This is a genomic window from Lysinibacillus sp. CTST325, assembly GCF_054665055.1.
Window position 1 is genome coordinate 843781 of the sequence record NZ_BAAFHO010000001.1, and the last position, 11939, is coordinate 855719.

Sequence of the window (11939 nt, forward strand, 5' to 3'; positions counted from 1 at the left end):
AAATAAGCTTCGGGGTCTATTTCAGACTTATAGTCAATAGCAAACGTACAAGCCTTGTGGTAGACTGTAGTATATTTGATTAAAGAAGGGGGTATTCGATGACCCAGCAGAAGTCTAATAAGGCGGCTTTGTATATTTTAATGTTTAATATGTTTATCGCAATGGGGAGTATCGGAATTATTATTCCTGTCATGCCTGAGTATTTAAAACTATTTGGTGCTGCAGGACAAATACTTGGCATGTTGATTGCAACGTTCGCCTTAGCACAATTCGTATTTTCTCCAATTGCTGGGAATCTTTCCGATCAATACGGTCGTAAAAATCTCATTATTTTCGGCCTTATCGTAACAGGACTTGCACAAATTGGATTCGGACTTTCTACAGATGTGTGGATGCTCTTCTTGGCACGCTTTTTAGGTGGCCTTGGATCTGCATTTGTGGCACCTCCTATAATGGCATTTGTGGCTGACGTCACAACGTACGAGGAACGAGGAAAAGGCATGGGGATGATAGGGGCAGCAATGTCCTTTGGTTTTATGATTGGACCAGGTATCGGTGGATTCCTCTCAAAAGTTAGTTTGCATTTCCCATTTTATACTGCTGGATGTGCAGCTATCTTAGCAGCTATTTTATCGTTCTTTTTATTACCTGCTACAAAACCGAACACAGCGAAAAAAGCGCAGAAGCAGGATAATCTTGCAAAGCAGATGGCCCGTTCAGTCCGAATGCCTTATTTTGTCATGCTAGTTATCATGCTTGTATTCTCTTTCGGGATTGCTAACTTCCAAACAACATTATCATTATTTGTTACAGATAAGTTTAATTACACACCTACTGATATCGCCATCATATTAGTTGTGGGTGGCGCTTTTGGTGTTGTTGTGCAGATGTTTGTTATTACACCGCTGTTTAATCGCTTCGGCGAAATGAAAGTAGTGTTAGTCAATTTATTTATTGCAGCCATTTCGATTTTCTTAATATTATTCGCATCTGGCTTTGCCCTTATTTTAATTGTAGCGACCATCTTCTCTACAGCTACGACATTGATTCGTCCAGCTGTCAACACACTGATTTCAAAGCTTGCTGAAAATGAACAAGGCTTTGCAGCAGGTCTGAACAATGCATATATGAGTCTTGGTAATATGATTGGTCCAGCTCTAGCAGGTATATTATTCGATTGGAATATGAACAGTCCTTATATATTCGGGTCTATTATTTTAATGGCTTGTTTCTTCCTTGCCCTAATTTGGACAATGAAAAAAGCACCACACCTTATGCATCCTGATACAAAATAGTCTGAAAAGTTATTGACTATTTTTAGTAGTATGCTACATTATTTATGAGAAAAACTAACAAATCAATTTCGCCTTGGCGTAATTGCGTCCGGATTTTGAATTGTGCGAGCACAATTCATTCCTTTCAAAATCCGTGACATCCGCCGGAGGCTTTGGGCCAACGTGATGTTGGTCACTCAGTCGTTGCCACAGGACGTGGCGATCTTAGACTGAGTTCCTCTATTTCAGCGGATGTCTTTTGTACCGAAAGCATAGCGACAGGTACAGATGTTTGGACACCTGCTGAAAGAAGTTAAATTCTTACCACTAGGGGAGTCTTTAAAAGGCTGAGACGTATATGATCATATACGGACCCTTTGAACCTGATCTAGTTCACACTAGCGGAGGGAAGTGGCGACACTTGCTTTTTGTTATGTAAATGCAGGGCCGCTTCCTATTGTTTTTAGGAAGCGGCTTTTTCACGTTTTAGCGGCGGTACTCCCTTGTTTACCGGCGGAACTCTCCAGTTTAGCGGCGATAACTATAAAATTCACATTTCAAAGGAGTGGAAATTATGTCAATTCGAAAATTAACAATCATGGCCTTATTAGTAGCAATTGCCGTAGCAGGCTCTACCTTCGTTTCAATACCAACGGGAATTGCGCGTGCCTACCCTGTCCAGCATGCCATTAATGTTATCGGTGCTATCATTCTTGGACCAGTGCCTACTGTTATGGTCGCCTTTGTCACAGCCATTATTCGTATTTTAACAGGCACAGGCTCATTATTAGCTATACCTGGCAGTGTTATTGGCGCTCTGTGTGCAGCTCTTGCCTATAAATACAGTGGCAAGCAATGGCTAGCAGGTGTCGGTGAAATGTTTGGCACAGGTATTATTGCGTCATTTATTGCAGTACCTTACGCACATTTATTAATGGGGACATCCGTTGCTGCTTTATTTTTCATGCCAGCTTTTTTAACATCAAGTACTATTGGTGCAATGTTAGGCATCGTCGTTGCTAGCAATTTACGTAAGACAGTATTTGTAACTAACCTTAACACTCAGCTTAAATAACTTGATTTACAGCAATTTAAAAACGTTACTTCCTTAATGACAATTAATCAAGAAAGTAACGTTTTTTGTTCCAAACAAATTCACCCATACTTCAATGGTAATCCCATTTCATGAGCAATTAATAAAAAGTCTTTTTTGCTTATTTCAAAATGACCGAATCTGAATTTATAGCCATATTTCGATTTATCCTCTACAAATTCTAAATAATCTAAGATTCTTTTTATTGGCACAGCTTTTGCTTCTTTATAAAAGTCTATATCTCTTCTAAAAGGAATAAAATTTTCCGCCATTTGGAACTCGTATACTCGTTCGTCCTTTACTCTTCCAATTGCGGTAAATGCTCTAACAGGCTCATTGTCTTCTAGACTTTTTTTAGGAGAATAATAAATGATCCAATCTCCTTTTGTCATTCGTTTCAAAGGTCTTTCTTTACCATGGCATAACTGGCCGAATCCTCCCTCAACCCCTTTTTGCACATGATTAAGAGATACCACGCCAATCCAATATTTCGTCTCCCTTTCAGCCACAGGAAGTGGATTATTATTAGGATATAATGACATAAGCTTCCGTCCCCTTTTATTTTGGAATCATCGCCAACGATTTTATTTTTTCCTTTTCAAGAATCAACCTTTCTTCCAAAATCACTGGGTTTGGCAAACCATCCCAAGTAGTTGAAACTGTAGCAATACATTCTGTATCATCACCTTCAATATTTTGGATAGTTAATTTAAAGCCTTTTGGCATAGGTGACGTGTAAAAGTTTTGTATTTCTTTTCTTCCTTTAAAAATTTCACCTTTAAAATTTTTTAATTCTCCATGATCTGCATACATATCAGATAAATCTTGGCCCTCTTCTTGCGCTCTTCTTAAATACTCCTTCATAACCTCTACAGCTTTCATTTCTCATCACTCTTTCTTTTTTATTAATAAGATTATCAATTATGCCTCGGCATAATTAACTTCCGGATTAGGCTTTGTGCTTAGGCCTGCAAATGTTTTTTGTGCGAAAGCGAAGCGACAGCACGAAGTTGGTCACTCAGTCGTTGCCACAGGACGTGGCGTTCTTAGACTGAGTTCCTCTATTTCAGCAGGTTGCCGAAAGAAGTTAAACCCTATTCACGATTTTCATATACTTTTGTCAAAATGCTTTTCAATTGCTCTTTTTCTTCCAATGAAAGTACATTTAAAACTTCATTCTCAGAAATCGAAAGGGTCTTCAACAATTCTTCTGCCAAATTTTCACCCTGTTCCGTAAGGCATATTAAATTCTCTCTTCTATTTTCTGGATTTTTCTCCCTATAAACATACTTTCTTTCTTCTAGACCATCGATAAAAAAGCGGACACTATTTTTATCCAACTTTAATATCTGCCCTATTTGAATTTGACTAAGCTTTTTTTCTTTTACAGCAATCATGATCCCGACTTCTCTAGATTTCATTTGAAATTTTTCGCTAATATATTTTTCGAGATTTCCCTCCAAATCCTCTGCTAATTTAAAACTTAGAAAACCAAAAGAATTCATTATATTGGCCATGTTTGATCCTCCAAATATATAGTATGTAAAAATGATAGTAATATTTTATTACTATCATTAATTATTGCATTAATGTCCATTGTTTTTCAAGCATTACTTAAAAAATCCATATTTGAAGATCAAAATTAGCTCATCATCATAACCTGTGGTTGATTTCCATGCCGATTGGGCGCTTTCCTGGGGGTGTCCTATGAGCCGCTTCGTTGCTGCTGCCGCTTCGCTTTCGCGCAAAAAACATCTGTTGGCCTGAGACCCTGCAGCGAATCGGATGTTTTCTAACAATATCATTCCGATCTTTTGGTAATAGCCCTAAAATAGAATGCAAAAAAACGATGGCTCATTACTATTAAGCAATGAACCATCGTTTTTAATTATTAGGGTCGTTTTTTCATGCCCTTTAATAATTGGGCAACATTTGTATCCTCTGCCTGTATTGGTTTTTCCTCGACAAGCTGTTCTTTTTTCTTCGGTCTTGTTAGGAAGCTCCAGCCAAAGCGTCGAATTGTAATATCTATGAAGAATAGTAGCATACCCGCTAATAAGAGCCATGTTGCAATATTTTGGCGTTCCGCACCTTTTTTAGTGAATTCACGGAACACTTCGCTCGGTTCTTTTAAAACGGAGCCGTCTGTTTGCTTTGTTAGTTCTTCGACTAGCTTATCATTCACTGGACGTAATTCATACTCTGCACTATAAGGTACACTTAAGCCTGCCTGGTAAATGGCATTTTCTTCATCGGCAATGCGGAAGAAGATGAGTCCAGGTTCTGCTTGTACGACTGCTCGAACTTGTGATGCTGAAATTGTTTCAAGCTGTGCCTCAAGTTCTTCGCCTGCTTCATTGACAGCGACAATATCTAAGAACGCCGCTTCATTAGTTGGGTCAGTGATGACAAATGAACCGTCTGATTCTAGACGTACATCATAGGCAACATCGTTATAGCTCGGTAACATTTTTGAAATAAGCGTTTGCCAAAACGTGCCCCAATTTTGCCATCTTGCCCAGTCTCCCGTCCATTTTCCTGTCGAATCAGAAGTAAAGGCGAATGTTTTGCCAAGGCCATATTGCCATTCTGCGAGCACTGGATCTTCCTTCTCACTTTCTGCAATAACAGTAGCTCCCTGCTTTGCTGTTGTACCTATATAAGCGTTCATTTTAGGTACACCATTTGCAAATAACGTATTCCAGCCAGCTGCATTAAATATAGTTGGATAAAATGGGTTATCCTCAATATATGTGCGTGAAATCATGGCAGTTTCACGAGATAAAATAGAGGGGATCGTCTGCTCATCAACAACATCATAGAAACGCCCACTGCCCATCTCACTGAGTGCTTCAAGTAAGTTGCCATCTGCATCTTGACCAATTGCAACCGTTGAAAGAGTAATGCCATTCTCTTTTCCTTGTGCAGATAAGTCTTCATAGTTACCCGGTTGTGACTGGCCATCAGTTAATAAAATAATATGCTTACGCTGTAACTTTAAATCAGCTAGATTTTCATAAGCTTTAGCAAGAGATCCATATATTTCGGTACCACCCCCTGGCGTTACAGATAAAATCGTATCCACCGCTTCTTCCTTATTGCCAAGTGGTCCTGTCTCAATAATTTCCCAAGGTCGATCATCAAAGGCTATAAACCCGAGCGTATCCTCATCTCGTAGCATTTCAACAGAACGTGCCGCAGCCTCTTTTGCAAGCTCTAGCTTTGCTCCAGACATACTTCCAGAGCGGTCAAGTACAATAGCGAGCCCTAATGATGGCAATTGTTCTTTACCTTTAATCTCCATTTCTACAGGTAGTAAAGTTTCGATTGGTGTTTTAAAATAGCCACCTAAGCCAAAGCTATTTTCGCCACCGACCATTGTAAAACCGACACCGAAATTTTTCACTGCTTGCTCAATGACATTCATTTTTGCCTCGCCTACTAAATGCCCTGGCACATTATCAAAAATGATGGCATTGTATTGTAAATAACTAGAAAGTTCATTTGGTAGACTTTTAGCATCTACAACATCATAGGCAATTGATTGTTTGCCGAGTGCTGCTGCAATTGGTGATGCCGTATCATAGCCATTAACAATTAGTAAATGTGGTTCGCTTTGCACCATCGTGACGCTTGTTAATTTATTATTTTCAAAAATGGCATCCTGTTCAACCTGCACGTATGCCTCATATTTTACAAGCCCTTCTGCCGTTGCTGAATGTTTAAACGTAAATACATTTGAACCTTCTGTAAGTTCCACTGCTTCACGGTGAATAAGCTTATCGTTTTCGTATAGTAATAGCTCACCTTGTTCTTCTACAGTTGCATTTATTTCGGCAACTAGCTGCTGTTGCTCACCTACATAAGCAACTTGTGGTGTGACAAAGCTTTTCATGGATACATCCTTAGCAACAGGTTGGTTAAATGGCATTACATCAACACTTATATTTGACCCTTTAAACTTCGATGCAAATTCTAAGGCATCTCCTCTTGTTTCATTGCCATCCGTTAAGAGCACAAGTCGTGTTGCTTTTTTCGGGTCTACAATACCTGAAGCGAGCTGTAGACTCTGTTCAATATTTGTTTGATCTGTTGCTTTTATGGTTGTAAACTTCGGTACTTCCTTTAAAGATTTCGATAAAATGGCTTCCGTTTGTAATGTCGATGAAAAAGAATATATCCCTGCAAGCTGTTCATCTTTTTTCGACGGTAAACTTTCCGCTATAAAATTGGCCATCTCATCATCTGTACCATTCATTGAAGCGGAACGGTCAACTAAGAATAATACTTGTTCTTCCTTTACGGGCAATAAAATATAGGGCCCTGCAAGTGCAAAAACCGAACAGCATATCGCCACAATACGAATACCCAGTACGACGATATGGCTTTTTTTTAGGCGCTGACGCTCACACCAATAGGTCCATCCAAAATACATAAGCAATGGAAGTAACAGCAACAATGCTAATGGCATATCAATTCGTAAATCCACGACGTCGTTGCACCTCCCACTCTAAAACAAGTAATACTAAGATCATAAGGATAAGCCAAGGTACGAACGAAGTTTTCGATATTTCCTCCTTACCATTATCCGGAAGCTCTCCAAGTGTATAGCTTGTCCCTTTTTCAATCACACGCTCTTGCGCTTGAAGCTGTACGATGAAGCGCTTGTCTTCATCATTCGAGCGAGCTGTATAAATTCCTGGCTTCATTGGTGCTGCTAATAGACCATTCGTAATGGACGATAAAAACTCATCTTCCTGCGAATATATACTCCAATCACCCTGTGTTAAAGCAACTGCACGTTGCTCATTTGGTGTGAAAATACCAAGTGAACCAATTGATGCTGAAAGCTCCTGTTCAGCACTCCATAAAAATAATGGGAATGAAGGATGTAACGGCCAATCTGTATCTGCAATATCAGCTAATACAACAATATCCCCTTCTGGTGAACGCTGAATAAATGGCTGGTCACCCACTGATGCAATCGTTTTATAGTCATCGAATCCAGGATATAACGCACTGACGTAAATATCTTTTAGCTCACTAAATGCAAACAATGCATCACTTGTTATACTGATTTCTCCAGTAGCTTCAACCTTCTCAACGTCATCCCGTCCAAATAATACAATCGGCTTGTCCATCTTTTCGAGAAGCGCCGTCTGATTGGTTACAACAGTGGCATCCAAATTGTCAGCCAGTTGTGAAGATGGAACAATCTTCACGCTACTATTAATCGTTTGCAAACCTTTTTGAATGAGTTGATGCATACTTTGATCGACAACTACTTTTGAAGTAGCTGTTTGTAGCAATACAGTTTGTGAATTATCAACAGCGTAATCATCCTTAGCATCTATCTTGGCAGTCATAGTATCTTCTAACGGTAAGTCTTTGAAAGTTTTTGTTACGGCTTCATTTGGAGGTAATGCAATACTTTCTGTAACGATCTCTTTACCTTTAACATTTTCTATCGAAAGTGTTACATTTTGCTCTTGGTCCGTATCATTTTGTAACTGAACAAGCGCCATAGCAGATTGTCCATCTGTAGTAGCAGCAAAACGTGTTATCGCGATATTTGTTAAATCCTTTGCGGATCCTTTTACGATCCACTTTACCGTATCTTTTTCCATCGGTAATTGCTTTTTATCGAGCGAATCTGTAAAGACATAAATAGATGTTGGTGTATTACCGACAAAAGCCTGTGCCACATCTAAAGCTTTATTCATTTGAGCTGTCTCATATGTTACTTGTAACTGTTGAATAGCTTTTTCAATATCTTTAGTATTTGTTTCCTGCTGTAATATAGCTTTTGGCGTATTGCCTGTTGTAATGATTGTCACAGGTCTTCCATCAAGCTCATTGACCAATGACAGCATTTCTTTTTTTTGTGTATCAAATGTTGACTGCTCTTTCCCTGCTAACATCGTTGCAGACGTGTCTACTATGAAAATCGTCTGCGCACCAACAATCGTTGACTTTTTAACATATGGATTCATTAATGCCAGTACGAGTAAAAGAAGTGCTAGCAGTTGTAAATAGAGCAGAGCATTTTTTTGTAAATGTTTTAAGTATGGTGACACACGTGTTTCTTGCATAATTTCCGACCAGAAAAGTGTGGAGGATACGGTTTGATCGGTATATTTTTTTCGAAAAAAATAATATAGAAGGACAATGACCGGGATGATGGCCGTCCAGCTAAAAAGTATTTGACTAAAGCCCAATACGGCTCACCTCACCTAATCCAATGTGCTTTTAATAATTGTTGGAAGATGGCATGCTGTAATCCATCCTCTACTTTAAGCTGTAATTGTCGAACACCGAAGCGCCGACAAATTGCTTCAAATTCCTCTTCATGTAATAAACGTCTTGCCCTATATGTGTCCAGAACTTTAGAAGACATCGTAACATTTACATCTCTGCCCGTTTCACAATCAAGTAAGCGCACATCACCCGTATATTCGGGTGCTATTTCTTCTTGCGTAACTATTTGCAAAATACGGACATCTCCTGCAAAGCGTGGTAACCTTTTTAAAAGTTGCTCCCATTCCTCGATTGGCTCAAGTCCGTCTGTGACAATAAATAGTACGGTACTATCTTTAGGCAACGCTTTGAAAGCTCCTTGTGCGAAACTATTTGTATAAGTTGCTTGCTCAATCTCGGTGACTACCTGTAAAAAGGCGCGACGATACATAGCACCTTTACGACGAAACGGTGGCTTCACATCATCCTGTAAAAAAGAAAATGATAAGCGATCATCGCGGCCGAGCACCATTAGACCAAGCGAGGCAACAATTTGCCGGGCAAAAGTCCATTTTGCTTGATCACCCATAGATTTAGTTGTATCTAGCAAAATGTGTACGCGCATTTCTTGTTCATCTAAAAAACGTTTAATGAAGTATTTATCAGTTCTCGCAAAGACGTTCCAATCCACCTGACGTACATCATCACCTAAATGATATTCACGAAAATCCGAAAAATCGAGCGATGCCCCGAAGCGTTGCGAACGGTGCGAGCCCTTGTGCTGCCCACGTAATTTGGAGGCCGTTGCCACTTGGAAGCGATTGATTTTCGCTAACCAATCCTCGGGCAATAATAATTTTTGTGTCACCTGCTAACACCTTGCTGTACTTTTTCTAAAATGACATCAATTACATCGTCTGCTGTTTTGCCTGAAGCCTCCCCTTCATAATTCAACAGCATACGATGGCGTAACACTGGCTTAGCTACAGATTTAATATCTGCTACAGAAACGTGGAAACGTCCATTCATAAGCGCCCTTGCCTTCGCTAATTTGATTAAACTTTGTAAACCTCGAGGGCCGCTACCATACATGGCATATTGCTTGACCTCATCAATGGCATCTACTCTCTCAGGATGTGTAGCCACAACAAGGTCTGTCGCAAATTCGAGCATTTCATCAGCAACGAGTACTTCTTTGACCATTTGCTGCGCTTCAATCAGTGTTTCTGTATCCATGATCTTTTGTAAACCAATTTCCTTAGCGCCTGTTGTACGCTTCATAATTTCCATTAGTTCACTTTTCTCAGGATACGGCACAAGAATTTTACATAGAAAACGGTCCATTTGTGCTTCTGGTAACGGGTATGTTCCCTCCATCTCAATCGGGTTTTGTGTTGCTAACACGAAGAATGGTCTTGCCATCTTCTTTGTATCTCCCAAAATTGTTACAGTTTTTTCACCCATTGCTTCAAGCAATGCACTTTGTGTTTTTGGTGTTGCGCGGTTAATCTCATCCGCTAATACCATTTGGCTAAAAATCGGACCCGGCTGGAATGTAAACTGTTGCTTGCCATCAGCTGTGCGCTCAATCATGCTTGTCCCTGTAATATCCGCTGGCATTAAATCTGGTGTAAATTGAATTCGTGAAAATGATAAATCTAGTACTTCAGAAATTGTACGGATTAACATCGTTTTCCCTAAACCCGGTAGGCCCTCTAATAATGCATGTCCATCGGCAAGGACTGCGTATAATGTATAATCAATGGCTTCCTCTTGGCCAACGATAAAGCGATGAATTTCTTCCTTCACTTGTTGTAATTTCGTACTCATTTCAACATATTGTTGCTCTGTAAATGCCATTCCTTTTCCTCCTACTTAGACTCAATTGACGTGAAATAAGATTGCACGACATTTTGTAAATCTTTCGGTAATTGTAAACGCTCTGAGCTTTCTAAATAGCTACCTTTATAGGAACCTATAACTTCCTCATATGGGCGGATAGAACCTTTAGTAATCGGACCATTTCCTTGTTGCTCTGATACATGTGATCCATCTCCTAATGCTCCACCATCAACTGAAGTCTGACTAGAGCCACCCATTCTATTCGGGGTCGTTAATAAATCACGACCGCCCTGTCCTTTGCCTGCACCATGACCTGGACCATTGCCATTTCCCTGACCTTGTCCTTGACCCTGTCCTTGACCTTGACCTTGTCCTTGACCTTGACCTTGTCCTTGACCTTGTCCTTGTCCTTGTTGATTGCTCTGATTCGATCCTTGTGCCTGACCTTTACCACTAGCCTGTTGGGATCCATTTTGAGAATTAGTTTGGCCTTGTTGTCCTGTTTGACTTTGTTGATTACTTTGCTGTGAATTCGCTGACGGATTGGTATTAGGATTGTTTTGCTGATTGTTATTGGCACTATTGGCACTATTGGCACTATTGGCACTTGCAATTGCATTTTGTAGAGTATTGCTTGCAGGTTTCCCAAGCTTGCTCATAGCTGTCTGAGTAGCATTTGCATTTTGCGTTAGCTCCTGCTGCATTTGGGCGAGCTCCTTCAATTGCTCCACTTCTTCTTTCGATAAGCCTTTGTCATCAGAAGCGCCCTCCTTACTAGCCGTTTGCTTTGCCTTTAATTGTTGCTCCTTTAAAGCAAGCTCCTTTTGCTTTTTCACAACTTCGCGTAATGCCTCTTCAGCTGTTTCTGTCTTTTTTAACGTATTTTGCAATTCTTTTAATTGCTCTTTCACTTCTTTTGTTTCTGCTTTTTTCTCTAATTGAGCAACTTCCTTCTTTACGTCTTCAATGACAGCTTTTTCTTTTTCGACCTCAATTGCTTCAATTTGTGAAGCTGCTGGGAACATATAAAGAATGGCCAGTACGACAGCTGTTCCAAATAAGCCAATCAATGCTTTTGGACGAAACAAATTTTTCTTTCGAGCCTTAAAATCAGCAAATGCCTTTTCAACGTTCTCGATCGCTTTCGTTAGTAGAGATTGAACGAGTGGGTCCTTATCGTCCTTGAACGATAAGGCTGTCACAAGCTCATTGTGAGAAAAATAATCATCCAGTGTATGCAATGCTTCCTTTTCTTTTATACGCTTCCACCACATAAACAGGACTGTTGCTAGTATGACAACGATAAAGATAGCAAGAGCTGTTTGACGATAATACGGCCAAACAAAGAGCCTTGAAACGAGGAAGAGGGCAGCACTCGAAAGCAACGCCAAAAACAAGCCGTACTGTGCAATTGGAATGCTTCTTTCTACTGTTAAACTCGTCTTTGCACGTTGAATATATTTTCGTAATTGCTTACGACGCTCCATAAGATT

General features: G+C 39.9%; 11 protein-coding genes and 1 riboswitch. Of the genes, 3 read left to right on the forward strand and 8 right to left on the reverse strand.

From position 1 onward, the window contains the following. The first annotated feature begins 98 nt into the window (after positions 1-98). The 3 genes from ACYQ73_RS04210 (at position 99) to thiW (ending at position 2349) form a co-directional block, all read left to right on the forward strand. Complete coding sequence (locus ACYQ73_RS04210) at positions 99-1295, forward strand: MFS transporter (protein ID WP_460011281.1); 1197 nt, start codon at positions 99-101, stop codon at positions 1293-1295. Positions 1296-1447: 152 nt separating this feature from the next. Further along, complete coding sequence (locus ACYQ73_RS04215; RefSeq protein WP_460011282.1) at positions 1448-1591, forward strand: hypothetical protein; 144 nt, start codon at positions 1448-1450, stop codon at positions 1589-1591. A gap of 2 nt (positions 1592-1593) precedes the next feature. Beyond that, positions 1594-1701, forward strand: a riboswitch (TPP riboswitch). A gap of 147 nt (positions 1702-1848) precedes the next feature. After that, positions 1849-2349 carry an energy coupling factor transporter S component ThiW gene (thiW, locus tag ACYQ73_RS04220; protein ID WP_460011283.1) on the forward strand — a complete coding sequence of 167 codons (501 nt, stop codon included), beginning with the start codon at positions 1849-1851 and terminating at the stop codon, positions 2347-2349. Between the two features lie 80 nt (positions 2350-2429). Here thiW and ACYQ73_RS04225 read toward each other — a convergent pair whose 3' ends face one another. From ACYQ73_RS04225 to ACYQ73_RS04260, 8 genes are all read right to left on the reverse strand, one after another. Further along, positions 2430-2909 carry an EVE domain-containing protein gene (locus ACYQ73_RS04225; protein ID WP_460011284.1) on the reverse strand — a complete coding sequence of 160 codons (480 nt, stop codon included), beginning with the start codon at positions 2907-2909 and terminating at the stop codon, positions 2430-2432. Positions 2910-2925: 16 nt separating this feature from the next. Beyond that, a complete protein-coding gene (locus ACYQ73_RS04230; protein ID WP_460011285.1) occupies positions 2926-3231 on the reverse strand; it encodes a hypothetical protein in 306 nt (101 codons plus the stop codon). A gap of 230 nt (positions 3232-3461) precedes the next feature. Continuing rightward, positions 3462-3884, reverse strand: coding sequence for a MarR family winged helix-turn-helix transcriptional regulator (locus tag ACYQ73_RS04235; protein ID WP_460011286.1), 423 nt, complete (start codon positions 3882-3884; stop codon positions 3462-3464). A 374-nt stretch (positions 3885-4258) separates the two neighbouring features. Next, the gene (locus ACYQ73_RS04240; RefSeq protein WP_460011287.1) at positions 4259-6856 is read right to left on the reverse strand and encodes a VWA domain-containing protein; all 2598 of its coding nucleotides are present in this window, start codon (positions 6854-6856) and stop codon (positions 4259-4261) included. Further along, on the reverse strand, positions 6840-8585 hold the full coding sequence (locus ACYQ73_RS04245) for a vWA domain-containing protein (protein ID WP_460011288.1): 1746 nt from the start codon (positions 8583-8585) through the stop codon (positions 6840-6842). The genes ACYQ73_RS04240 and ACYQ73_RS04245 overlap by 17 nt, the downstream gene beginning before the upstream one ends. 11 nt (positions 8586-8596) lie before the next feature. Next, a complete protein-coding gene (locus ACYQ73_RS04250; protein ID WP_460011289.1) occupies positions 8597-9472 on the reverse strand; it encodes a DUF58 domain-containing protein in 876 nt (291 codons plus the stop codon). Beyond that, a complete protein-coding gene (locus ACYQ73_RS04255; protein WP_460011290.1) occupies positions 9469-10464 on the reverse strand; it encodes an AAA family ATPase in 996 nt (331 codons plus the stop codon). Before ACYQ73_RS04255 ends, ACYQ73_RS04250 begins: the two co-directional genes overlap by 4 nt. Positions 10465-10475: 11 nt before the next feature. Beyond that, a complete protein-coding gene (locus ACYQ73_RS04260; RefSeq protein ID WP_460011291.1) occupies positions 10476-11933 on the reverse strand; it encodes a hypothetical protein in 1458 nt (485 codons plus the stop codon). Positions 11934-11939: the final 6 nt, after the last annotated feature.

Bases quoted from the DNA above. Each gene is read 5' to 3' on its own strand.
- ACYQ73_RS04210 (WP_460011281.1), top strand. From the start codon at position 99: ATGACCCAGCAGAAGTCTAATAAGGCGGCTTTGTATATTTTAATGTTT.
- thiW (WP_460011283.1), top strand. From the start codon at position 1,849: ATGTCAATTCGAAAATTAACAATCATGGCCTTATTAGTAGCAATTGCC.
- ACYQ73_RS04225 (WP_460011284.1), bottom strand. From the start codon at position 2,909: ATGTCATTATATCCTAATAATAATCCACTTCCTGTGGCTGAAAGGGAG.
- ACYQ73_RS04230 (WP_460011285.1), bottom strand. From the start codon at position 3,231: ATGAAGGAGTATTTAAGAAGAGCGCAAGAAGAGGGCCAAGATTTATCT.
- ACYQ73_RS04235 (WP_460011286.1), bottom strand. From the start codon at position 3,884: ATGGCCAATATAATGAATTCTTTTGGTTTTCTAAGTTTTAAATTAGCA.
- ACYQ73_RS04255 (WP_460011290.1), bottom strand. From the start codon at position 10,464: ATGGCATTTACAGAGCAACAATATGTTGAAATGAGTACGAAATTACAA.
- ACYQ73_RS04260 (WP_460011291.1), bottom strand. From the start codon at position 11,933: ATGGAGCGTCGTAAGCAATTACGAAAATATATTCAACGTGCAAAGACG.